Source organism: Dyadobacter sp. OTU695, assembly GCF_038440355.1.
Classification (GTDB): Bacteria; Bacteroidota; Bacteroidia; order Cytophagales; family Spirosomataceae; genus Dyadobacter.
Genome location: NZ_JASATN010000003.1, coordinates 398,963 through 422,747, shown reverse-complemented (window position 1 = coordinate 422,747; position 23,785 = coordinate 398,963). Strand labels below are relative to the sequence as shown.

Genomic DNA, 23,785 nt, shown 5'->3' with positions numbered 1-23,785 from the left:
ATCATTGGCATTAGATAGGTTTGAGCATTGAAACATTTTCACATGCAAGCAAATCCCTAACGCTATGTCCGCTCAAATTATCAACCCATTTAATGAACCTGACAACGAAAATAAGCCGGTCAACCGTCGGACTGCATTAACTCAGCTATCCGCATTGGCTGGCGTTGCTGCCTGGCCCAGGCAAACTGTGCTTGCACAAGCTCAACCGAACAGCAATGCGCCAGTATCTACTAAAAAGCGCGTAAGAAAAATTGCAACGGAGGAAGCTTTCATGATACCCGAAGTAGCGACTGCCGTGCGAGACATGGTGCGAAAGGGTGGTTCCAATCTGGATATCAAATTGTTAAAAACGGTTTTTGACAGTCCAGCCGCTGCCATTGTTCAAGACCCATCGAAAGCGCCGCCTCCCGTGTCAAACAGAGATGCCAGTGCACGTTTACTACTTCCCAATCTATTAGATTTGGGTTCTGGCCGAATAGCCAGTATGGATGCCAATGGTGTAGATATGCACCTGCTTTCCCTAAGCTTACCTGGTGTGCAGCTTTTTGAAACAGACCAGGCAGTTGCCCTGGCCCGACTTTCCAATGACCAGTTAAGTGAAGCAATCCGCAGGCATCCGAAGCGTTTCGCCGGACTTGCATGCTTTGCTCCTCAAAACCCGCAGGAGGCCGTAAATGAAATGGAAAGAGCTATTCATACGCTCAAATTGAACGGCTTCCTGGTTAATTCGCATACGGGGAATGGATATTTGGATGAACAAAGGTTCTGGCCGATCCTGGAAGCAGCCGAAGCTCTAGGTGCACCGCTCTACATCCATCCCCGGGCCCCGTCCGATGGTATGGCCGCACCTTTCCAGGATTACCGGCTGGAAGGTGCGATTTGGGGTTATGGCATTGAAGCTGGCACGCATGTACTGCGGTTAATGCTGAGCGGCGTGTTGGACCGCTTTCCGAAATTGAAAATTGTGCTGGGTCATATGGGTGAGGCCTTACCCTTCTGGCTTTGGCGGCTCGACTTCATGGGTGCGCCGGGAGCGCGCGCTGGCCGGGGTAACCAACTCAAACCGAGCGAATATTTCAAACGTAATTTTTCTATAACGACCAGCGGCGTGGAAGATCCCCTGGTGCTGCGTTTCTGCATCGATAAGCTTGGTATTGATTCCATTATGTGGGCAATAGATTATCCGTTTCAACCCACTGCACCAGCCGTTAATTTCATTGACTCCGCACCGCTCACTGATGACGAACGTATGAAAGTGGCCCACAGAAATGCGGAGTGCATTTTCCGCATTTCCACATGAGCGGTAGGCAAAACTTGGCTTAACATTTCTAGCAGTGTATTGAGAATAATTAAACAAATTGTCAATTGAAACGAGAAAATTTTTCCAGAAGACAGTGTATTTCCTGTATCCAAAAACGACCTGAACGGCACCGGCCGCCCGGCCCAAATCTTTTCACTTGATTTATGATGTAATACCTTATCACCAAGCCAATTATATTTATGGTTTACCTAACGATCGCACCAACTCCAAAATCAGGTGAGCAGTCGGTAAGTAGCCCTTTTGAGCTACATTTAGGTATTGAAATTCAATAGGTTATAACGTAGGTTCGAACCCCTACTTTTAACGGAATTTTCCACTCTGAGTATTCGGGTTGTTAACGGTTTTGAGTATTGTGTTATTCAGGCAATAATATTGCCTTTATCTGATTGCCGGTAAATGATTAAATGAAGCTTTCCAGATTCCTATGTCTATAAAGATCCTGACCGTCATATTTCTGCTGGTGCCTACGCTCTCTGTTTTCTCCCAGGAAAAAATGGTGAATGTAAACGGTATTAATTACCATGTTCTCACGAGAAGTTTAGAGCAAAGAAAGCCCGGTCAGCCAGTGTTGGTTTTTGAAAATGGTATGGGGATGGGGCTTGGAAATTGGAATACCGTATCAGATTCGCTTGCCAGAACTACTCCCGTTTTTTTCTATGACAGGCAAGGTGTGGAGAAATCAGATAAGGTTTTCCAACTGCCCACTCCTCAAAAGATAGCGGCGAACCTCAAACTGCTTTTAACGGAACTGAAAATAGAGCCACCATATATCTTGGTTGGTCACTCGATGGGCGGCGTCTATGTGCGGGCCTTCGCAGGATATTATCCCAATGATGTTGCCGGGCTGGTATTTGTCGATCCCGCCGATTTTACAGAGACCAAAGCGGACTGGAATCAGATTTTCAGAGACATCGGGGTTTCCGAAAAGCGAATTGATGAAATGCTCATAAAGCGATTATATACGCCTTCAAAAGTAGATTCGTCTCATTACGCTGCATGGAGCGAAGGTCAGGTTTTGACGGATCTCCGAAAAAACGACTTTGCTGAGCTGAGGAGTCTACCCGTTCCCCAGGTGCCCATCCTGTTTTTTGTTGGAGGAAAGCTCGAAGTTCCAATGGATCGCCGGAGTAAAGACTATGATCACGAGCGATTTTTTGAAGCGAAAAATAGCTCTAATATGCTGAGATGGAGACGTTTTATTCACTCTTCCAGTAAGGGTGGCGCACTGATCTATTTAAGCAACAGCGGACATTTTGTGCATCGAGATGACGCAGCTATGGTGATTGGGAATATAAGAATGATGTTACAGGTAATTTGCTGGACGAAGATGTGACTCCCCGTACTTTTTAATCCATCATATATCCGCCCACAACGCCCTTTTTTTCACGTCTATGAACTCAGACAAAATTGTCGATCAAATAGTTTTGCCAACTACAGACTCTTACATGAAGAGAGCATCGGAAAGCCGATGCTCTCACCCCGCCTTTGAGCGTTATCACAAGCAAACTTATGGCAAGCCTATTTTAGAAGCTAGTTACTCAAAAGCAGGCCGGAAGACCGCCAAAAAAGAATGAATTAAAAAAGGATTTTGGAATATGAGAATGTCAAATATTAATTACACATGAACATAGTTGCCGAAGGAAAAGATGCCATCGATTTTTTTTCAGATGATGAGAGCCTTGTAAGCGGGGAACTAAATAGAATTTCTGTCTACCGCGAAAACGACAGGCTTCTTCTAGATCTTGAGATAACCTTATTGTATTCGAAGAAGTTTAAAAATGTAGTACTAAGATTCACAGATGTTATTGAGTATTCGTTTTATTACAAAAATCATCACGCATTTTACTATATTGAGAACTATAAATTTTTTGCCGACGCAGAGCAGATCTACATTTCTTTGGACCCCGCGGACGGCCCTGAACATGGTATTGATTTTGATGATAATGATTTTGTGATTGCAAAGAACCTGGAAGTCTATGTTTAGCCCCATTTTTACATCAACCACTGATTGACGCGAGTTACAGTCTCCGCACGGAAACAACATCGCAGTTGCCACCGCCAGAAAATACAGGCATTTTCCAAACTTTGAACACCTAAAAACCACACAAAAACTCACCCAAAAACCAGCGAAAATCCACACATAGATCACTCAATTTTCGCCAAAAGAATTATACATAACAAATATACTGTTGTACTATATGTATAAAAAATAGTGAGTCTTTCGTGTGGTTCACCTCAAATAAGGATATAAAACATTGATTACGAGCCGATTAGAGGCAAAGTTCGAGACCCATCTCCCTCCCCTAAAGATCCTGATTTTTTCAGGGCTCTTTTTGTGCTTTAAACGGAAATCAAAACCTGCTTCACCAGATTCGTAACATAATCTCATTCTCAAATCTTTCGATCTTCCACAAAGGAGCGCTACCTTTTATATCGATCACGATGTCACCGCACGTTATATAATCAGTTAATCATAACAAACGTGCTCTCTATGAAAAAATCTACGTTCACTCATTTGCTGATTGTGACCTTCGTTTTGCTTTCTGCTGTGGAGTCACATGCACAGTTCAAGGTAGGTGTTCGCGGGGGCGTCAACGTCGCCAATTTCAAGCCAAATGCCATTTTTGATTACGACAACCGGGTCGGCGTGAATGTCGCATTACTTTTCAATAAAACCCTGAATTCGAAACTGAGCATTCAGTTTGAGCCGGGTCTTTCGCAACGCGGGGCCCAATATGACTATGTCACGGAAGGCCCTGTAGATGGGAAGACCATGAAAACCGAAGAAACGGGGAAGTTTCTGCTGAATTTTATTGAAATGCCGGTGCTGGTGCAATGGAAGCCTCGAATCGGAAAATTTACGGGAATTGTTTCCCTTGGGCCGGAAGTCCGGTATCGCGTCGGGAATGCGAGACAGAAATATACCTCCAAAATAACTTATGACGGCGTGGTGTCGAAGGACGAATCCGGCGTCGTCGATATGCAGGAAGGCTTTGGGAAACGCGCATTCGATTATGGCATTGCGGGCGGTGTCGGCGTGGCCTATCCCATGAAGTCCGTGGCCGTTTTCACCGAAGCACGCTATCACCTCGGGCTCCGGCCTGTGGTCAAAAGCCTGAACATGTACCATCGCGGCCCGTCATTCCACCTGGGCGTACTGGTACCTCTGAAAAAGTAAAGGACCTCCATTGCTAAACCATATCCCATCTTCTCGAAATCCTCCCAAAGCACTTTCACATCAAAAAACACCGATTTCCCACCGTATCAAATGGAATATCCGAATGATAAAGCGTCAGATCATGGACAATTTTAAGCGAATGCGCCAGTTCCTTACAGCCCTGGGATTCAACGACGTACCAAAACTCGGCTTGTGATTGCGTCAGAGGATCGCACCTTCATGCAAACCTGAAAGGCAAAATGCATACACGATAAGTGCAGCGGCCCCGAAAGTAGGGCGTATTTTATAAATTTACACTTATTGGTTCTAAACAATACCCCATGCCCATCCACGTAGCCATCACCCGCAAAGTCCTCCCCGGAAAAGAAGAAGAATTCAAAGATGCTCTTCGCCGTTTTCTGGGCGATTCGTTCCTCCATGGCGGCGTGCACGGCGCGGCCATGATCACGGCGTTGCCGGGTACGGAGAGTCGCGAAGTGGGCATATTAAGAACTTTCGCCGATCAGGCCGAGCGGGATGCCTTTTACAGTTCAAAGCTCTTCAAAGATTGGGAGGCCTATGCGTCGACGCTGACGGAAGAGCCGGTCTACCGCGAATTGACCGGCCTGGAAGCGTGGTTCCGCTCACCGGTTCCCCCGCCGAGATGGAAAATGGCGGTCGCTACGCTCTGCGGGGTGTATCCTACCAGTCTGTTCCTGACCTATGCTATCGGGCCATTCATTCAGGGGTTTCATCCTGCGTTCAGGACTCTGATTGTGGCTGGATGTATGGTTGGGCTGCTTACGTGGGTGGTGATGCCGCGGGTTACGAAGGTGTTGAAGCCTTGGCTTTCCGTAAGTTTGGGCAGCAATCCGAAAGATTCTTAGCCAACCTGCGATTGCGTTGAGAGAAGTATTAGCCGCCATTTTATTCACGGATAGGACACGATCATTTCAAAACCAAGCTGAACGCAAATGGACAAATCTAACGGATACGAAACCCACGCCACAACATTCATCCGCTGTCGCTCGAAGGGCATCGATGGCGTCGGCGCGCCATCAGTCCGGCACTGGGCAAGGGCACTACCGCCAAATGCCACAGTGCTGGATGTAGGCTGTGGTACAGGCCTACCCATTTCGAAAACGTTGATAGATGAAGGCCTCACTGTTTACGGGATTGATGCCTCGCCTTCGATGGTCCAGGGCTTCAAGGAGAACTTCCCGAATATCCCAGTCGCCTGTGAAGCCGCGGAAGATTCCTCCTATTTCAACCGGCAGTTCGATGCCATCATTGCCTGGGGACTGCTGTTCCTTTTGCCGGAAGAAACACAGGAAATTGTGATCCAGAAAATGGCCAATGCGCTGTATGTTGGCGGAAAGCTGTTATTTACTGCCCCTTCTCAGAAAATGAGATGGAAAGATGCCATTACAGAAGTAGAATCGGTGTCACTTGGAGCGGAGAAATACAATGAGTTAATAGCTACATCGGGGCTCTCGCTCGTCGAGGAATTTGAAGACGAGGGAGAAAACCATTACTATCATGCGATCAGGCTTTAAGCCCATGGAGAAAATAATCCAAAACAAGACCCTATCACCATGACAAAAGATCAGGCCATCGAAGAAGCAAAGAAGATAGCTGCTTTGATACCCGTAACGAAAGATAGTCCCACTATTAATGTCACCGTTCCCAACGAGAGTTCTCCCGTCCCGTCGGTCTGGATCGCGACTTTTAGACAGGAAGCTTATTCAGAAATGGATGATCGGGGCTTCTGGATGGACTTGATCAGATGGGAGTTCGAAAGTATTGTTGGGCAGAATTAAATCAAAAGGCAAGGAATAATTCATCCCTCATCGCCCCTCTACAACTTTCACATCCCTGAACATAAAGGCATTATCGCTAAGTCTAATAGGTTTCCCGCTGGCAGTGGTTACTTTGCTTAGTACAACTTCCCTGGTTTTAACATAAGGATACTTTTCCTGATACGAGGTGTCTTTCATCTCCGGGTTGAAGTTGGCGAAGATGGCGGGCCCCTGGTAATTTTCCGGGTGGTTCGCGTCGTCGATGCGGAGGCCCTCAATGGTGATTCGCTCCGGCATATAGCAGGTGTAGCCAAAATCATGCTGGCCTGAATAGGACCCGCTTATGAGAGAAGCACTGACGGGCTTGCCATTTGCCGGGACGAATACACAATTCCGTATGATTAGCTCGCCTTGCCACGTACTGCCGTAATCGGGCCGGAGGTTAACAATGCTCCTGCCGCGAATGGTGCAGTTTTCTACCAGCAGGCGACCGCTGCCGATCGCATTGATACCCATGTGACCGAGGGTCGAGTTGCGGATGGTGGCGTTGGCGACACCCTGGTGCGCGTCAAAACGCGAAAGCGTACAATGGTCGTAAAGGAGGTTTTTGCAGAAATTAGAACCCAGAATGCCCCAATACGTATTGTCGTTGATGTCGTTGGTCTGGTTGCAATTCACGAAGGACACGTTAAGCGCCCGGTTGGCTGTGAGATCGTAACTGCCCATCGAAACCGGCTTACCGGCGGCGCCAATGGTGCTATAAGTCTTGTGGCCCGTCAGGACCGTGTTTTTCACTGTCACATAGGAACAATCGCCGATATTGATAAAGCCTCCGTATGGCGCACCATGTTCGCCCTCTCCCGTAATGCGATGTTCCAGCCCTTCGATCACCACATTGGACCGTCTCACCGCGATGTTCCGGTTGTAATAAGTGTACTTCGATTCTGCCTGATTGGCAATGGTGGTGAAACGTCCCCCGGTGATTTTCAGCGGCTTCTCGTCAATGGGTAATGCAGTAATGTCCGTAATCTGATCGAAGTCCCAGATAATCGGTGCGTTCATGTCCACATTGCCATGCTTGTCTACGACAAAAATATCGGTCTGTGACGATCCATTGTTTTGGTTCAGCCCAAATCGTATGTACTGCTTTACATTTGAATTCGTGACGGTAATGAGACAAGGGCCGGGCAACGATGCCTCGATTTTTTTCTGATTTCTTTTGAGCAAGGTTACCGTTTCGAGCTTGAACGGTTTAAGCCCCGAGCTAACCGTAAAGACCGAAGCATTGCGGTTCTCCACTTCCGTATCATCGATAATGAAAGCGGCCTTGCCAAAATCGGTATCAGTTCGTATCTCCACTGCGCGCTCTTTTCCTCCAATGTAATAGGTGGCCCCGTCGTCGGCCTTCACCGGTAAGCCGTGTAAGTTCGCAAAGGCATGGGCGGCGGCAATCGCATCTGCATCGTCCGTCTTGCCATCACCCTTCGCACCGAAGTGGCTGTAACGAACCACACTGTCTGGTACAGCCTTGTTTTGCCCGTGTGCAAACGGACTTACCAGAAAAAGAAGTGTCAGGAGCGCGTATTTAGCCATAAGGGTTAGTTTAGTAGTCGTTGGTTTCAAAAGGCGTCTTCGAAAAAAAATACTTGGTACCTCCTATACGTAGACCATTCGAAACAAAAGGTAACATGGCGAGTATACAACTGATACACAACACTTTCATAATCAACCAAGACACACTCACCACATAACCTTTCATCATTATGACGTTCAGCAAAATCTTCGCCTCCACCGCCATGTTTTGTCTGGCGATCGCCTTGTCTTGTACCGACCACACGAACCCTGACCCAGGAGGTCAAACCTGCACACGTGTGAACGGCAGCCCAAGGCTTTATCCTTGTGAATTCGAAATAGTTCAGATTGATTTTATGCGGCAGAGCTCCAATGACGCTTCCTTTGCAACACTTGCGCCTTCAAACCACGACGTTGTGCTGCCGAGAAGCCTGGCCTTTTCCTATCAGCCGATGAGCGGACAGTCGGCTGAAATCCTCTATAAAATCAGGCTACATATCAAACGCGTAGCAAACCCTGCATTCCCGGCACCACAAGGTTACTGGATCAGCGACAGTCGTCCATTAGGAGGTACGGCAGACGATGAAAGCCTGCTGGCACCTAACATTTATTATCCGGCGCCGACATTGAACATGGCTGTTGGTCAAACGATTCAGGTATTTTCAAGAATGTGGATTTCCATCGGTCCGTCACTACCCACCCGGGCTTCCCTAATGACGTCGATCCAAAACCCTGCCACTTTCGCAGCACTCAAAGCTGCCCCTAACAATTATACTTTGGTGCGGGATTTGTCGGAGGCTTATTATTTACCTTATAATGTCACATACGAGCCTGAATTGTAGTGTAAGAATACGCTTTTAAGCGCAGCGACGAGTCGTTCTGAACGACGGTTCTGAATATAATTCCAGATGCCCGATTCAAAAAACAATTTACTAAAACGCCCAAAGCCAGCCTTGTAGGAAAACGGCTGGCTTTTGGACGGACGTATAATGTCGCTTGGTCTTTCGAATATATCGTGGCTAATTAATAGTCTAACTCCCGGATCTTTTTAACGACCCGGTTTGCTACCAGTTGATAACCAAAGTCATTCAGGTGAATTTGGTCTGTACTGTTGGCGGCGCGCATTCCACGGGGGAAGTTCCCCTTTTCAATGTCTTCCATGTCCCCGGGGCTCGGCGCGTATCCGATGTCGCTCATCTCCGATTCGGTGGGCGGCGTCATCGCCACGTATGATTTTCCGTATAACAATGCCAGCTCGTCGTTGAACGCCGTAACTCTTGCATAGCCGTCCGTTCCTTTGTTCTCGGTTGCGGCACACAATATGCCCAGCACCAGGTAACGGCGGGGTTCGGCAATGTAATCCACCGAACTTTTGATCGTCGCGAGAATATCCGCGCCCGGTTTTCCTTCGGATATATCGTTCCGCCCATACCACAGGATCTGTGTGGCAGTCCTGAGCCTCACCGCATCGTCCAGCTCGAAAACCGAACCGTCGGGAATTTCAATCTCCACGGGTGGGTCGGCAGGTACTTCGGTATCGCTTTTCGCAAGCGGCTCTACCGTATAGCGCTCCCCTATCTCCGGCAGAAATTTGCGTGTGATGGTGCATTTCACGCCCACGAGCGTACCCGTGCGACTATAAACGTTGGCATTTAGCGGAGTCGACAGAAATTCATTATTGATCTTTGTGACAGCTACTGGTTTTACACCATCGAATTTGCCGCCCGCTACCGATAATGTCAAAGGAACGCCTCCCTGCCGTATCGCGATCGATAATGCTATTTGCCCGTTGATCCCGTCGTTAAATACCGGCCGCTCGGGAAAAACGTTGCCAACCCATTCTCCGAACGGCCTCGTCCCACCGGCCCCGATGGTGAGGCTATCGCCAAAGAATGCGAGTGTTTTGTCTCGTTTGTCCTTTTTGGAAGGAATGATTTTGTCGAGCAGGTTGTCACAGGACGTCAGGAGCATTGTAGACAAGGCCGCCGCCCCAGATTGGCGAAAAAAGCGCCTGCGGCTCATACGGCCACTGATAGCAGGGCCGGGGTCAGTGTGTTGAGATGATTTCATTTCGATCGATGGAACGTTGCTTTCAAGGTGCTTTCGGGTACACACGCTATGTGTGTACGTCGTACTCGCAATAATCGTACCACGAACCATAAAGCCTTCTTTGCCTATGGTGTCATGGAATTTCTACAACGTTTCGTCAAAACAAATTAGGATTATTTCCAATAAAATGGATTAAATCCATTATCTTTGATCATCCAATATTGCTATATATAAATTGGGTTTTAGGGTTGTATAATGATGACATTCCGGAGGTACTGCTTCCGGAATGTTTGTTTTAAGCGAAACAACTCACTCTGACCGCAGGCTTTTCACCGGATTGGTTAAAGCTGCCTTAATGCTCTGAAAACTGATCGTAAGCAACGCCACGCCCACCGAAATGCCCGCGGCCAGCATGAAAACCCAGGCTTCGATATCTATTTTGTAGATATATTCTTTCAAAAACGACTGCATCGCATACCAGGCTATCGGAGCAGCGATCACGAATGCGATCACCATCAGTTTCAGGAAGTCGCGCGAGATCAATTCTACAATGCTGTAAACGGTGGCGCCCAGCACCTTTCTGATGCCAATTTCTTTCGTGCGCTGGGTCACCACGAACGAAACGAGCCCGAACAATCCCAAAGAGCCGATCAGCACGCCCAGCACGGCGAATATCTGAAGGAAATTGGAAAGCTTGCGTTCGCTTTCATAAAAGCTTTTAATATCATCTTCCAGGAATTTGGGATCATAATAATGGTTGGGAAACAGTGCTTTCCAATGCAGCCCGATATGAGCCAGCGCCTCGGCCTTCTTGGAATTATCGATCCGGATACTGGCCAGCTGGAAGTTCCACCCCGCATACACGTAAACGTGCGGCATCAATTTGGTTTTAAGATCTTCGGAATGATAGTCTTTTACCACGCCTACAACCGTCAGTTTCATCCCCCAAAATTCGAGCTGTTCTCCTATCACTTTTTCCAGACTCCTGAAACCCAGGTCACGCGCTGCCTTTTCGTTTATCACGATGTCGGTAAAACGGGCGTCCTTGCGTTCGTGTGTCGTGTCAGCGGGGGTTAACATACGGCCGGCGAGCAGTGGAATACGAAAAAAATGGAAGTAATTCGTGTCGATGTGCTGAAGGCGGAACGTTTCCTCTCCGTCGGGCAGGCCCGGATGTACCACTGTCCCCCACCAATGGTTCCGCTTGCTGGCCGGTGTCGTCAATCCGAACGCCACCTCCCGAATTTCGGGATGCTGTTTCAACTGCTGCCGGAAACGATCGCGCAGCACGGCTCTCCGGTCAGGCATATTGACGGTGACAATGCCGCTTTTGGCAAAACCGAGGTCTTTTTCATAAAAATACCGGATCTGCTTCATCGCCAGCAAAGTGCAGATCACCAGCACCTGCGCGATCACAAATTGTAAAACTACAAGCGACGATCTCAGTGAAATACTGCCATTAGGCAGCACCACACGGTTCTGCAATGCCCTCACCGGCTGAAAGCCCGAGAGAACGAGCGCGGGATACAGCCCCGCAAACAGCGTCACCACGACCACGAGAACTCCCAGAAAAAGGAAAGTACCGGTATTCCACACCGCCGAACCGCCGACGTCCGTATTCAAAAGCTCCGAAGAGTAGGTAACGAGCTTCCCTGCAAGCAATGCGCCCAGGCACGTCGCCAGCAACACGAGCAGGCCCGTTTCTCCAAAAAACTGGAAAATCAGCTGTTTCCTGCCGCTACCCAGTACTTTACGCACCGCCACTTCACGCCCCCGTTGAATGGCCTGGACGGTTGCAAGGTTTACGAAATTGATGCAGGCGATAAATATGAGAAATATACCAATGCTAGTGAGCGTATAAAGCATCCATTTAGGCATCGAGTAATTGAACGGATCTTTACTGGTATCAAAATGCATTTCCGAAAGAGGCTGCAATTCATATTTGAACGTGGTTGTTTCTTCGGACCGGCTCCTGGCAAAGCGGGACAGCCCGGCATTGATCGGTGCTATTGAAGTGCCCGGTTTCAACAATACATAGCCCTGATGCATCGAATCGCCGCCGCCGAGCTTATCCTCCTGACCAAGATCGGGCTGCATTTTTTTCATTGTTTCCCATGAAATGATCATTTCCATGGGGAATTCGGTATTAATGGGCATGTTGCCGATTACGCCGGTAACCGTGAGATCGGTTTGGTTGTCGTACCGCAGGCGCTTGCCGACTGCGTTGCCTTTGAAAAGCTTCCTGGCCGTTTTTTCGTCGAGTACCACCTGGCCCGGCGAATTGAGCGACTGCTTTGGATTACCCGCGATCCAGGTAATGTCCAGCATTTCGAGCATTGCGGGTTCGGTAAAAAAGATATTTTCCTGGTTGAAAAGCTCCGTTCCTATCTGAACGGCCGCCGGGTTCATCCCATAGAAATTGGCCGCCGCTTCCACGCCCGGAAACTGCGTTTTCAATGTTTTAATGATCGTCTGATGCACATGCGACTGCTCCTCCCCAAACTTGTCGGTCGATTTGACCCTGTAAATGCGATCGGCTTTGGCATGAAAGCGGTCGAAGCTGAACTCGAACCCGACAATCCAGAAAAGTGTGATGGCTACCCCGAGGCCGAGCGTCAGGCCCGTGAGATTGATGAAGGTATACAGCCTGTTCTTTTCCAGGCTCCGATAGGCCGTTTTGAAGTAGTTTCCGATCATAATTCCCAGGCAGGTTACATTTGAGATAACACTTTCAGGAAGCTTTCAAAAATAACCTGCCAACGCAAAGAGGCCGTTAAAAGCGGCCTCTCTACGCTGGAATCCAATAAATTTAAAAATCTGGCTGTCCGCAACCGGACAAAATCCGTTCAGCTTTGGACAGCCCCGCAGCGCTATCTCAATACTAAGACCTTTTGTTGAACCACCCGGTCGTGCCCGGCCATCCGGACAATGTAAATACCCGAAGATGTGCTGCCGAGCGGAATGTTCACCGGTCCGCTCCGCCCTCCGATTTTTTCCGTCAATACCACTTGCCCTCCGGCATTCACCATTTCAACCGTTTGAAAAGGCTCTTCCAAGAGCAGGTTTAATTCATTACTCCTGATCAGCGACGGCCGTACAAAAATTTCACTCACCTCCTCATCGCCACGGTTGACGGTAATCATTTTGGAATACCTGAAACTTTCGTCGGTATCCGTCATTTTCAGACGGTAGTAAAGATTACCATCGACGGAAATGCTGTGAGTGAATGAATAGGAATTACCGGCCGCCGCATTCGCACCTGGCACCATGCCGATGCTTTCGAACTGGCGCGCATCGCGGCTATATTGGATATCGAATGATTTGAAGTCCTTCTCCATTGAAGTTTGCCATCCCAGCCTTACTCCTTCGGCGGTCGATTTCCCTGAAAAATCAACCAGGGTAACAGGCAAAGCGTTCTCCGCCTCGATCCGGTATACGGCGGTAGCGGTTACTGCAAAGATTTCTCCCTCTTCATCCTCCCCAATATCCCTCACACCCGTGAAAGTGGAAGTTTGGTATTGCTTTACAGAACCGTCCGAATTAATTACATGAATATCACCCGAACCATAATCTGTCCCAATATAATAGCCCTGCATCACCGGCCAGTCATTTCCGCGGTACACCACCCCGCCAATCACCGAATAGCCTCTTGCAGTACGGGTTCCGTACTTATAAACAGGCTTGGTAAAACTGGCTGAATCGGGACATTCGTCTGTTGGGATGTTCGGCGTGTAGCCGTCACCCTCGAAGCACCGCCATCCGAAATTGGCTCCCGAGGCATTACCGGCGGTTACGTGATTGACTTCCTCCCAGGTGTCCTGTCCAACATCTCCGATCCATAAGTCAAAATTGGCGCGGTCGAAGCTCCAACGGAATGGATTTCTTAAACCCCGGATAAAAATCTCGTTCGAAAACGGGTTGCTGGGAGGTATAACGTAAGGAAGTCCGGAACCCAGCGGCGGGTCAACGTTCAGTCGCAGTATTTTGCCCAGCAGGCTGGTAGTACTCTGCCCGTTGGAGTTGGGATCGTAACCTGAGCCCCCGTCACCGGTAGAGATGTACAAATAGCCGTCTTCATAACCAAAATGCATCTCCCCTCCATTGTGATTGGTATTGACCGGGTGCGGGATTTTCAGGATTTCCACCCTCGTACTGGCTGGTACCACATTTCCCAAAGGATTTGCGGATGTGTACCGGGCCACCACCAGGTCGCCGGCGGTATCGGTGTAATAAGTGTAGAGGAATCCATTGGTAGAAAAATTGGGATGGAAAGCGACACTCAACAGCCCTCCCTCGCCCGTGGTACCGACTACCTGCCCGGCGCTATTCATATTCAGGAATTGGATCGGGGTCGTCAGAGCGCCGGGATTGTACACCGTAATAATGCCGGAGCGCTCTACGATGAAAATCCGGTTAGAATTATCGCCTGCATGTACAAGCTGCATGGCCGAAGTAAGTCCGCTGATGACAGGCGTCGGGTTAATCTTCACATCGGGTATCTGTGCGCAAATGGGTATGGCGGCCAGAAGAAAGCAAAATACCGGGAAATAGCTCCGCAATATTTGATAGTGGTTGATATGTTTCATATTTGACGTGATTAATAAACAACATTACTTCTACTAATTATTACGAAATCTTACTACAATTGTCATGCCTGCATTTGTCTGCAAAAATCCGTGTAAAGAAAAAGCCTCCGGAAGTATAACTCCCGGAGGCTCAATATTTTGGACTGACCAGGATCGGTCAGTAGAGGAATGTGCCGTATTCGCTGCTGATCGTGAGTTTTTTCTCATCGGAAGCTTCTACTCGGCCGATCACCTGCGCTGCGATGCCGAATGATTCCGATATCTCGACCACCCTTGCCGCATACGCTTCCGGCAGGTAAATTTCCAGCCTGTGCCCCATATTGAACACCTTATACATCTCTTGCCAGCTGGTGCCGCTTTCTTCCTGAATCAGCCTGAACAAGGGCGGTACCGGCAGGAGGTTGTCTTTGATAATGTGAAGGTTATCAACAAAATGTAGAATTTTTGTCTGTGCCCCGCCACTGCAGTGTACCATGCCATGGATTTGCGTCCGCATCTCGTCAAGCAGCGCCTTCGCTACGGGTGCGTATGTACGTGTGGGTGAGAGGATTAGTTTCCCCACATTCAAAGGCGCTCCCTCCACTTCGTCGGTCAGTTTCTTACTGCCGCTGTAAATAAGGTCGTCGCTCACTTCGGGGTCGAAGCTTTCGGTATATTTTGAAAGGTATTTACCCAGAATATCATGTCTTGCGGAAGTAAGACCATTACTGCCCATACCGCCATTGTATTCGCTCTCATAGGTAGCCTGACCATAAGAAGCGAGCCCAACGATCACATCGCCCGCCTTTATATTGGCATTATCCACCACCTCAGAGCGTTTCATGCGGGCGATTACCGTGCTGTTGACGGTCACCGTGCGCACCAGGTCACCAACGTCGGCCGTTTCACCACCCGTGCTGTAAATCTCCACGCCATAGCTGCGGAGCATATCCAGCACATCTTCTGCGCCATTAATCACCTCGGCGATCACTTCACCCGGAATGCGGTTCTTATTGCGGTCGATGGTTGATGAATAGAGCATTGGTCCGGTCGCGCCTACACAAAGGAGGTCGTCGGTATTCATCACGATCGCATCCTGGGCGATGCCTTTCCATACAGAAATATCGCCTGTTTCTTTCCAATACAAATACGCCAGGGAAGTTTTGGTACCGGCACCGTCGGCGTGCATGATCGTGCAATAGTCAGGATCGCCTGCGAGCGTATCCGGTACTATTTTGCAAAAAGCCTTTGGGAAAAGTCCTTTGTCGATCTTTTCGATGGCCTTATGCACATCTTCTTTTGAAGCCGATACACCGCGCTGGAGATAACGGTCGGTAGTTTTCATCTGAACGTATTGATTAGTAAGCTATCCTGATTCCGGCACAAAAGTAGGCAAAAAGGGGGCTCAAACCTTTACTTTAATGAAAGTAGTGGTTAATATTGGCCTTTTAAAGCCCTGAACCCACTTTCGATTTCATGCATTTTTTGATTCGTTCAGTAATCGTAATTGCCTTTTTATTCGTCGTCAGCTCGTTCGATAACCGTTCTTTTGCCCAGGCCCCAAAGGCGCAGGAGGCATCCGCAGACACATTGAACCCGATCCAGTCGCTGGTTTCTTTCGCTACCAGGCATTTACATATCCCCTACCGCTCTGGCGGTTCTTCCAAAAGAGGTTTCGACTGCTCCGGTTTTGTCCGGTACTGTTTCAACCAGTGGAACATTGTTCTGCCGCATTCCAGTGCCGCACAAGCCGAACATGGCGAAACGGTGGCGCTTGATGACGCTAAACCCGGCGACCTTATCTTTTTCAAAGGCAATAGTACCAAAAGCAAGCGCGTCGGCCATGTAGGGATTATCACCGAAGTAGCGCCAGGCTACGTCAAATTTATCCATTCGGCCTGGAAGGGCGGCATCAGGTACGATTTGCTGAACGCTGCCTATTACAGCAAGCGGTTTGTGGCGATCAAAAGAATGATTGAATAGCCCGAAACATGACCGATTGATCGTAAATTTGCAGGATCGATATTGATTCAGTCTATTATAATCCTGCATTTTGAAACTCTGGCAAAAGGAAAATACCGTCACTTCTGAAAAAATAGAACGTTTCACCGTCGGGCGGGATCGCGAGATGGATTTGCACCTGGCCGAATTCGACGTTCTGGGCAATATCGCCCACGCCACCATGCTCGAAACCATCGGCCTGCTTACGGCCTACGATCTCGCGGCATTGAAAACCGAACTTAAAGCCATTTACCGGCAAATCGAAAAGGGCGAGTTTGTGATCGAGGAGGGCATTGAGGACGTGCATTCCCAGGTGGAACTACTCCTTACCCGCAAGCTCGGCGACACCGGTAAAAAGATCCATTCAGGCCGCTCCCGCAACGATCAGGTGCTTGTAGACATGAAGCTCTACACCCGCGCACGGCTCTTCGAAGTGGTGCAGGCTACGGAAAAACTTTTCGACGTGCTGGCGCGTAAATCGGAAGAACACAAAAACGACCTCCTCCCCGGCTATACGCATTTACAGATTGCCATGCCGTCGTCGTTCGGGCTGTGGTTTGGCGCCTATGCCGAAGGCCTTATCGACGATATTATTCAGTTGAATGCCGCCTACCGCCTCGCCAACCGCAACCCGCTGGGCTCCGGCGCAGGCTACGGCTCGTCGTTCCCCCTGAACCGTCAGCTGACTACCGAGCTGCTGGGATTCGAAGGAATGCACCATAACGTCGTGTACGCACAGATGAGCCGCGGCCGCACGGAACAGGCCGCATTGAGCGCAATCGCTTCGCTAGCCGCAACAGTTTCCAGGCTGGCCATGGACGTCTGCCTTTATAACAGCCAGAATTTCGGCTTCATTGTATTGCCCGACGACCTCACGACCGGCAGCAGCATTATGCCGCACAAAAAGAACCCGGACGTGGCAGAACTCCTGCGGGCCAAAACCAACCGCATGAAGGCGTTGCCGATGGAGGTGACGATGGTACTGAGCAACCTGCCATCGGGTTACCACCGCGATATGCAGCTGCTGAAGGAAATCCTGATGCCCGCATTCGACGAGATCCTCGATTGCCTGGACATTGCCGCGTTCATGCTCGAACACGTGAAAGTAAAGCAAAACCTGCTCGATGATCCGAAATATGATCTGCTATTCAGCGTCGAGCGTGTAAACGAGCTGGTGATCGCAGGCGTGCCGTTCCGCGATGCCTACAAGCAGGTGGGAGCTGAGATTGGCGACGGTACCTACACCGCCCCCCGCGAGTTGAAACATAGCCATGAGGGAAGTATCGGAAATTTGCAAACGGACGCCATCCGAGCGAGGATGGGACGGGAGATAGAGGCGTTTGAATACGACAAGATCACGGCCGCTTTTGAAGCATTATTAAAATAGATACCATGAAATCCCGGTCCGCCATTATCTGGATATTATGCTGCATTGGGTTCGGTCTGATAGCCGCTACCGGCACAGATCGTCCGGACCTTGCCGGACCGGGAAGTTATAAAGTCATTTTCTTTCTGGACCCCGAGTGCCCTGTCTCGAACGCATACATGCGCGAGATCAAGAGCATCCACTCGGATTATTCTAAAAAAGGCGTAGCATTCGAAGCCGTATTCCCCGTGCCAACCGTCACACGGGAAGATATCAGACAATTTTTGCTCAAATACCAGTCAACCATTCCCGGCTACCGCGACACCGGGCTGCAAAAGGTGAAGCGCTACCAGGCGACCGTTATGCCGGAGGCTGTCCTCGTCAATGCTGCCGGAGAAATCCTCTACCGTGGGGCGATTGATAACTGGTATTATGCTTTGGGTAAAAACAGGGCGAAGGCTACCGAGCTATATTTAAGGAATGCGATTGAAGCTGTACTGAACGGTGAAATGGTTCTCAAAAGCCGTACTGACGCAATCGGATGTGTGATCAACCAGTAAAATAGTACCGCTTTTCAGGAAATGACCGTAAACAAAAATGCAGGCCAACCGGCCTGCATTTTGCTCTTTAACTAAATCTATATTAAAATCAAGGCTTGCTAAGTAGAATCAAGGCTTGTCCCACCATACACGGCCGGTAGCATCCTGAGGGTCCTTTCCAAAACCCGGAATCGCCGCCATACCGTCATACGCAGCCTTTTGGTTGGCGTAATTTTGATCATTCTCATTAAGCAGAGAAAGCGGTGCCCTGCGAGGGATGATCAACACAGCATTGTTGTTTGTCAGAACCGGTAACGCAACTGCGCTGGTTGCATTGGGGTAACCCGTACGTTTCCACAAAGCCCAACCTTCGGAAGGCTGCTTCAGGAAATGCAGATACGCCTGAGAAGCTATCTGGTCCAGCGCTTTGGCTGCATCGAATGCAACCGCCGGTCTGAGCAAATAGGCATCAATTTCAGCTTGGGTAACCGGTGTATAATTGGTGAGCTGAGATTTTGTACCAATCATATCATACCACTGGATAGAGCTTACTACCCCTTTTTCATACCAATCCTTAGCTCCTGCTCCAATTCCGCGGGCAGCTGCTTCGGCACGCATAAAGCAATAATCCGAATAGGTCAGTACCGGAATGTAAACCAATCCTGTTCCAGCCTTACCATTTGCATCCGCTTCTGCCGGACGGAACAACCGTGGCTGCAGATAGCTCAATGTATCGACAACGATGGAATTCTCACCAGACTTCACCGTACGCGTAGTGTAATATCTGGCCCTGATCGCAGGGTTCGTCGCCTGGTCCGGACTGGTGTAGCTACCCAGGTATCTGCGTGCAGGCTCAGTAGTTCCGGCAGGCAATTGCTTATCGGCAATGAGCAGATTGATATTAGTCTGAGTGTAAGTATTAGGTGCAACAAACGCATCCAGACGCGGATCCTTATTGTCCCACATAAAATCCACGATCGGCTTGGTAGCTCTCAAACTGGTAGGGTTCCAGTTTCCTCCCTCGGTGAATGATTTACTTGCAGTATACACCCAGCCGTCTTCGTTGGCACTCATCAGGTCAGCTGCCGGCATTGCCAATATCTCGTTGATCACCGCTGTCGCCTTCGCCTGGTCGCTTTTAATTTGACGCAATGCAATTTTTAGTCGAAGCGCGTTACCGGCCTTAACCCATTTTAGGGCTGCGCCATTGTAATACGAGTCGTAATTGCCAAGGGCGATCTGCGGAGCGCTTTGAGTTTGCTTCAATACAGATACCGCTTCTTTGATTTCCTCGTCAAGTTTAGCAAATAATGCCTGCTGTGTATCGTAGGCAGGTTTTAATGTTCCACCATAACGAGCCTGGAAGGCTTCGCTATAGGGAATGCTGCCATAGATGTCAGATACGTAAAAAGCATAATAAGCTTTCAAGATACGAGCGATGCGTATCATGTGAACAAACCTCGGTTGTTCCGACTCAGCCATTTTCTCAACCAGCTTCTCAATATCGGTAAGCTGTGTGCCAGCGCTATAGAGGGCTCCATAGCGGTTTGAAAAATTAGACACATTGGTTGTGAAAGCTCCCTGGTTACCACGCACATCCGTTGCATACTGCATCCATGGCATAATCCTGGTGTAGAAATCGTAAAAAGCTTCGAAATCTTGTCCCTGAATTGCTCTTGACGCATTAGCAAATTGATTCTCCGGTGGAATCGAGGATAACGCATCCGGATCAATGTTTGTATCAACAAAGTCCTGTTTGTCGCAAGACGACAGTACTCCCGCTAGCAGCAGTATCGTCGTACAAAGAATTTTATTACGTATTTTCATTGTTATTTCGTTCAAATTTTTTCAACAAATCCTGTATATCAAAAGCCGACATTTACAGAAAAACCAAGGTTTCTGGTGAAAGGCGCACCACCATATTCAGCAAACTCCCCGGCATTATTGCTCTTTAATCCTTCCGGATTAACACCATCCTTAGCAGTCATGTAGAGGTAAGTGAGGTTACGGCCAACCAATCCTACTCTTAAAGATTGGATCTTGAATTTATTGATCAGACTGGCAGGAACGTTGTAGCCCACAGAAACTTCACGAAGTGATACCCAGGAATTTTCAAATACTGAGTACTCACGGATACCAGAACCCCACTGCGTCAGGTTCTCATAGTATGCGTATGCAGGGATCGGCTTCAAATAACCTTTTGTAACTGCTTCCGAATAAGGCATTCCTCCCAGATCAATTTCCTTGCCGTCCACGCTAACTTTATAACCATCAGCCAAAACACCCTCAGGAATAATTCCGTCATCGCGCGTTTTACCGGATGCATCTGTGAAGGTTACACCGCCCAAAGCAGCATTTCTTCCCGGCAAGCTATTTTTCAAACTTCCGTTAGATGAACCGTACTGGTGGGTACCGGATGCCATGAGTCCGCCAATTTTAGCATCTACCTGAAGGGTCAGGTTGAAATTGCCATATTGTACGTTGTTCACGTTGCTCAGGAGAAACTTCTCAAGCATGGTGCCCAGGTCCCTCGATCCCTGACCGTATGATCCGCTTCGCAGATAAGTAGGATAGCCATCCGTAGCGTTACTTGAAGCACCAATCACCTTTTGGCCATTCGACGGGCTGCTGATGTTGTTGCCGCTGGCATCTTTCGCCTGATATAGCGCATATGCATACGCCGAAGTAATCGTTCCATAATCACCTCCTACGCGGGCGATCGATCTCACGTCATTTCCAAATGCAAGGCTCAACTCATAGCTATCAACTCCTGGTACCAGTTCAAGTATTTTGTTCCTGTTACGAGAGAAATTGAAAGAGGTATTCCAGTTGAATTTTTCAGTTTTTACCGGAGTGGCAGTCAACAAAATTTCGATACCGCGGTTTCTGATTTTACCTGCATTGATGATACGTCCCGTTAACCCTGATTCCTGAGGAACACCCACAGTGAGGATTTCGTTAGTCGTGATTTTATTATAGAAGGTAAAATCAATTCCCAACCGATTATTGAAGAAACGAATATCGGTACCCAGTTCAAGTTCACGTGCCAGGCGGTTTTTCAAGTTCGCATTAGGCAGAGTTCTGTCCCTGAAACCATAAGACGCAAGCGGATTTCCATCAGGGAGCGTGTAATTATCCCCGGGATTGTAAATACCCGTGCGGTTTGTACTCCAGGCATCCGTATCTCCACCGGTATATCCGAAGCTCGCACGAAGTTTACCAAACGTCAGCCAAGATGGAACGCCTTTCAAAGACTCAGTAGCAATCCACGAAAGACCTACGGAAGGATAATCGTATGACCAGTCGCCGGTTCCATTTTTATAAGTCAAAGTAGAGGTCCAGTCGCGACGATAGCTCGCATTCAGGGTCAGCATACCCTTATAGGTCAAATCACCATAAGCATATACGGCATCTGTTCTCTTCGATGGAACAAGCGCGGCGCTTGCAGAAGCAACATTAATAGAATTGGAAAGTGAGTATACTTCCGGAATCCTTAATCCGCCGCTGGTACCGTTCTTAAATTCTCTTCCTCCGTTAATTTTATTAGTCTCCCCTCCTACGCTAAAATTCAGTTCAAAATCTTCTCCAAACGATTTAGCAGCAGAAAGCAACCCTTGCACACGATACTGGTTATTATTGGTAGCATAAGTGCTGTACTCGTCGTTACCTGAAAAACGAGCACCATCTCCACGCTTTTTATATTCTCCCGTATAAATCTCGTTTTGCAGGTTGCTCCGAAGCAGGGCTGTCAACCAGGGCGTAACTTGGGCTGTCAGGTCGATGTTTCCACGGAATATTTTTTCATTACGTGTTCTTTTACGCTCATTGATTTCCCACATAAAGTCTGTAACGCTATATGGGTCGTTTGCGCCTCTTCTACGTCCACCAACGGTTGGGTCGGTATAGTTATTCATCCAATAGTCGATATCCAGGTTCCTTGGACGGTAGTATACAAACTTGAAAATCGGGTTATAGCTACTTCCCTGGTTGGTTGGATTCAGGAGATTGTTGTTGGTATAATCCGCCGATACATCCAGATTAAAAATCTTTCCGATCTTCTGGGTAGCCCTTACATTGAAGTTGTTTCTCTTCATTTCCGTACCCGACGGCATTACCGAAGTGTTTAACAGATTTGAATAAGACACGCGGAAACTTCCCCTGTCATTACCTCCATCAACGGAAACGTTGTGGTTGATGTATTTTCCGGTATTGAAGAATTTGATCGGGTCGTTCGCTTTCCATTCTACCATTCTGCCGTCGATGTCTCTAACTTGCTGTCCCTTAAACTCAGGTCCATAAGAGTAAAACCAGTTGTTGGCATCCACCTGATCAACCCCGTCCGTTCCTTTTGAAAAAGTTGGGTCCAATCCCGCTCCAAACTGGTTTTGCAGATCGATGATTTTATACGCTTTTTCGAACGACGATGACTGGTTGTAAGAAACACCAAGTCCTTTTGTCTCTCTTCCTTTTTTAGTTTGAATAAGCACAACACCGTTCAACGCCTCTGAACCATAAAGTGAACTGGCGGCTGAGCCTTTTAGCACACTCATGGATTCGATATTATCAGGGTTGATGTTCTTCATGATATTACCAAAATCCTGCTGCCCACCCCATGAATCTGCTCCGGTAGTTCCCGGGCGGATCAAAACACCATCAATTACAAACAATGGCTGCGTGTTAGGGCTTAAAGAGGCATTTCCACGAATACGAATCCTGGAAGAAGACATCGGTCCGCTGGCTCCCTGGTTGATCATCACACCGGCAACCTTACCTTGCAGAGCATTGACAAGGTTAGCATTGTTGGTGCGGGACAGGGAAGCTCCTTCGACCGTCTGAGCCGAATACGATAATCTTCTGGCATCCTTGGCCATACCGAAACCGGTGATGACTACTTCGTTAAGCGTTTTGTTGTCTTCGTCGAGGTTGACGGTCAATTGGGTGGCATTACCCACCGGCACCTCTTTGGTTACAAATCCGATTGATGAAAAAACAAGCACAGCTGAACTGGAAGGCACAGCAACGCTGAACTTTCCGTTGGCGTCTGTTGCGCCACCTGTGTTACTTCCCTTGATGAGGTAGGAAACGCCGGGCAAAGGATTCTGATCCTTGTCGACTACCGTCCCGTTGACGGTCTTTTTGTCTTGGGCAAAACTCCAGGTGCTTCCTGTGAGGAGGAGGAGCAATGTTACCAGACGTGTTAAAGTAGTACACTTTTGTCTCATGGTAAACTTGGTAAATTGAAATTTTAGGTGGTTTAAGTAAAATGGACTTAATACTCTGATCCGAAGACCGGCAATCAACCGATGCTGATTCCCATTTTGCACATCAAAAGCATTGTAATGTCAAAAATAAATATTTTTGTTAATAAAAATATAATATTTATTAAAAAATATTAATAATTAACATACAATTATGA

18 protein-coding genes are annotated in these 23,785 nt (G+C 48.4%); 11 read left to right on the top strand and 7 right to left on the bottom strand.

The genetic code is table 11. The features are described 5' to 3' along the window. The first annotated feature begins 64 nt into the window (after nt 1-64). From AAHB90_RS09860 to AAHB90_RS09830, 7 genes are all read left to right on the top strand, one after another. Nucleotides 65-1,300 carry an amidohydrolase family protein gene (locus tag AAHB90_RS09860; RefSeq protein ID WP_342084784.1) on the top strand — a complete coding sequence of 412 codons (1,236 nt, stop codon included), beginning with the start codon at nt 65-67 and terminating at the stop codon, nt 1,298-1,300. A gap of 445 nt (nt 1,301-1,745) precedes the next feature. Beyond that, on the top strand, nt 1,746-2,654 hold the full coding sequence (locus AAHB90_RS09855; RefSeq protein ID WP_342084782.1) for an alpha/beta fold hydrolase: 909 nt from the start codon (nt 1,746-1,748) through the stop codon (nt 2,652-2,654). Nucleotides 2,655-2,942: 288 nt separating this feature from the next. Further along, nucleotides 2,943-3,305, top strand: coding sequence for a hypothetical protein (locus AAHB90_RS09850; protein ID WP_342084780.1), 363 nt, complete (start codon nt 2,943-2,945; stop codon nt 3,303-3,305). Nucleotides 3,306-3,812: 507 nt separating this feature from the next. Further along, nucleotides 3,813-4,499: a porin family protein gene (locus tag AAHB90_RS09845; RefSeq protein WP_342084779.1), complete on the top strand. Its 687-nt coding sequence runs from the start codon at nt 3,813-3,815 to the stop codon at nt 4,497-4,499. A gap of 320 nt (nt 4,500-4,819) precedes the next feature. Further along, entirely contained in the window at nt 4,820-5,365 is a 546-nt protein-coding gene (locus AAHB90_RS09840) for an antibiotic biosynthesis monooxygenase (RefSeq protein WP_342084778.1), read from the top strand. Nucleotides 5,366-5,452: 87 nt separating this feature from the next. Next, a complete protein-coding gene (locus tag AAHB90_RS09835; RefSeq protein ID WP_342084777.1) occupies nt 5,453-6,034 on the top strand; it encodes a class I SAM-dependent methyltransferase in 582 nt (193 codons plus the stop codon). Between the two features lie 39 nt (nt 6,035-6,073). Beyond that, nucleotides 6,074-6,298, top strand: coding sequence for a hypothetical protein (locus tag AAHB90_RS09830; protein WP_342084776.1), 225 nt, complete (start codon nt 6,074-6,076; stop codon nt 6,296-6,298). A gap of 27 nt (nt 6,299-6,325) precedes the next feature. Here AAHB90_RS09830 and AAHB90_RS09825 read toward each other — a convergent pair whose 3' ends face one another. Next, nucleotides 6,326-7,870, bottom strand: coding sequence for a hypothetical protein (locus AAHB90_RS09825; RefSeq protein WP_342084775.1), 1,545 nt, complete (start codon nt 7,868-7,870; stop codon nt 6,326-6,328). A gap of 170 nt (nt 7,871-8,040) precedes the next feature. Between AAHB90_RS09825 and AAHB90_RS09820 the strand changes: the two genes are divergently transcribed. Beyond that, entirely contained in the window at nt 8,041-8,691 is a 651-nt protein-coding gene (locus AAHB90_RS09820) for a hypothetical protein (RefSeq protein ID WP_342084773.1), read from the top strand. Nucleotides 8,692-8,872: 181 nt separating this feature from the next. Here AAHB90_RS09820 and AAHB90_RS09815 read toward each other — a convergent pair whose 3' ends face one another. The 4 genes from AAHB90_RS09815 to AAHB90_RS09800 all read right to left on the bottom strand — a co-directional run bounded on the left by AAHB90_RS09815 (nt 8,873) and on the right by AAHB90_RS09800 (nt 15,808). Beyond that, entirely contained in the window at nt 8,873-9,919 is a 1,047-nt protein-coding gene (locus AAHB90_RS09815; RefSeq protein WP_342084772.1) for an SGNH/GDSL hydrolase family protein, read from the bottom strand. 288 nt (nt 9,920-10,207) lie between these two features. Further along, nucleotides 10,208-12,595, bottom strand: a complete 2,388-nt coding sequence (locus AAHB90_RS09810) for an ABC transporter permease (RefSeq protein ID WP_342084771.1) — start codon at nt 12,593-12,595, stop codon at nt 10,208-10,210. 173 nt (nt 12,596-12,768) lie between these two features. Beyond that, nucleotides 12,769-14,484 carry a PQQ-dependent sugar dehydrogenase gene (locus tag AAHB90_RS09805; RefSeq protein WP_342084770.1) on the bottom strand — a complete coding sequence of 572 codons (1,716 nt, stop codon included), beginning with the start codon at nt 14,482-14,484 and terminating at the stop codon, nt 12,769-12,771. Nucleotides 14,485-14,641: 157 nt separating this feature from the next. Continuing rightward, complete coding sequence (locus tag AAHB90_RS09800) at nt 14,642-15,808, bottom strand: AIR synthase related protein (RefSeq protein WP_342084769.1); 1,167 nt, start codon at nt 15,806-15,808, stop codon at nt 14,642-14,644. A gap of 131 nt (nt 15,809-15,939) precedes the next feature. On the opposite strand from AAHB90_RS09800, the gene AAHB90_RS09795 reads away from it, so the two are divergent. The 3 genes from AAHB90_RS09795 (at nt 15,940) to AAHB90_RS09785 (ending at nt 18,390) form a co-directional block, all read left to right on the top strand. Next, nucleotides 15,940-16,446 carry a C40 family peptidase gene (locus tag AAHB90_RS09795; RefSeq protein ID WP_342084767.1) on the top strand — a complete coding sequence of 169 codons (507 nt, stop codon included), beginning with the start codon at nt 15,940-15,942 and terminating at the stop codon, nt 16,444-16,446. 70 nt (nt 16,447-16,516) lie between these two features. Further along, nucleotides 16,517-17,851 (top strand): argininosuccinate lyase, encoded by a 1,335-nt coding sequence (argH, locus tag AAHB90_RS09790; protein ID WP_342084766.1) that lies wholly within the window; start codon nt 16,517-16,519, stop codon nt 17,849-17,851. A 5-nt stretch (nt 17,852-17,856) separates the two neighbouring features. Beyond that, on the top strand, nt 17,857-18,390 hold the full coding sequence (locus AAHB90_RS09785; protein ID WP_342084765.1) for a hypothetical protein: 534 nt from the start codon (nt 17,857-17,859) through the stop codon (nt 18,388-18,390). Nucleotides 18,391-18,498: 108 nt separating this feature from the next. Here the strand turns inward: AAHB90_RS09785 and AAHB90_RS09780 are convergent, their stop codons facing one another. Both AAHB90_RS09780 and AAHB90_RS09775 read right to left on the bottom strand, forming a co-directional pair. After that, complete coding sequence (locus tag AAHB90_RS09780) at nt 18,499-20,196, bottom strand: SusD/RagB family nutrient-binding outer membrane lipoprotein (protein WP_342084763.1); 1,698 nt, start codon at nt 20,194-20,196, stop codon at nt 18,499-18,501. 38 nt (nt 20,197-20,234) lie between these two features. Then, complete coding sequence (locus AAHB90_RS09775; RefSeq protein ID WP_342084762.1) at nt 20,235-23,591, bottom strand: SusC/RagA family TonB-linked outer membrane protein; 3,357 nt, start codon at nt 23,589-23,591, stop codon at nt 20,235-20,237. Nucleotides 23,592-23,785: the final 194 nt, after the last annotated feature.

Bases quoted from the DNA above. Each gene is read 5' to 3' on its own strand.
- AAHB90_RS09840 (WP_342084778.1), top strand. From the start codon at position 4,820: ATGCCCATCCACGTAGCCATCACCCGCAAAGTCCTCCCCGGAAAAGAA.
- AAHB90_RS09820 (WP_342084773.1), top strand. From the start codon at position 8,041: ATGACGTTCAGCAAAATCTTCGCCTCCACCGCCATGTTTTGTCTGGCG.
- AAHB90_RS09830 (WP_342084776.1), top strand. From the start codon at position 6,074: ATGACAAAAGATCAGGCCATCGAAGAAGCAAAGAAGATAGCTGCTTTG.
- AAHB90_RS09785 (WP_342084765.1), top strand. From the start codon at position 17,857: ATGAAATCCCGGTCCGCCATTATCTGGATATTATGCTGCATTGGGTTC.
- AAHB90_RS09775 (WP_342084762.1), bottom strand. From the start codon at position 23,591: ATGAGACAAAAGTGTACTACTTTAACACGTCTGGTAACATTGCTCCTC.
- AAHB90_RS09800 (WP_342084769.1), bottom strand. From the start codon at position 15,808: ATGAAAACTACCGACCGTTATCTCCAGCGCGGTGTATCGGCTTCAAAA.
- AAHB90_RS09815 (WP_342084772.1), bottom strand. From the start codon at position 9,919: ATGAAATCATCTCAACACACTGACCCCGGCCCTGCTATCAGTGGCCGT.
- AAHB90_RS09855 (WP_342084782.1), top strand. From the start codon at position 1,746: ATGTCTATAAAGATCCTGACCGTCATATTTCTGCTGGTGCCTACGCTC.
- AAHB90_RS09810 (WP_342084771.1), bottom strand. From the start codon at position 12,595: ATGATCGGAAACTACTTCAAAACGGCCTATCGGAGCCTGGAAAAGAAC.
- AAHB90_RS09845 (WP_342084779.1), top strand. From the start codon at position 3,813: ATGAAAAAATCTACGTTCACTCATTTGCTGATTGTGACCTTCGTTTTG.
- AAHB90_RS09780 (WP_342084763.1), bottom strand. From the start codon at position 20,196: ATGAAAATACGTAATAAAATTCTTTGTACGACGATACTGCTGCTAGCG.
- AAHB90_RS09805 (WP_342084770.1), bottom strand. From the start codon at position 14,484: ATGAAACATATCAACCACTATCAAATATTGCGGAGCTATTTCCCGGTA.
- AAHB90_RS09850 (WP_342084780.1), top strand. From the start codon at position 2,943: ATGAACATAGTTGCCGAAGGAAAAGATGCCATCGATTTTTTTTCAGAT.
- AAHB90_RS09825 (WP_342084775.1), bottom strand. From the start codon at position 7,870: ATGGCTAAATACGCGCTCCTGACACTTCTTTTTCTGGTAAGTCCGTTT.
- AAHB90_RS09835 (WP_342084777.1), top strand. From the start codon at position 5,453: ATGGACAAATCTAACGGATACGAAACCCACGCCACAACATTCATCCGC.
- AAHB90_RS09795 (WP_342084767.1), top strand. From the start codon at position 15,940: ATGCATTTTTTGATTCGTTCAGTAATCGTAATTGCCTTTTTATTCGTC.
- AAHB90_RS09860 (WP_342084784.1), top strand. From the start codon at position 65: ATGTCCGCTCAAATTATCAACCCATTTAATGAACCTGACAACGAAAAT.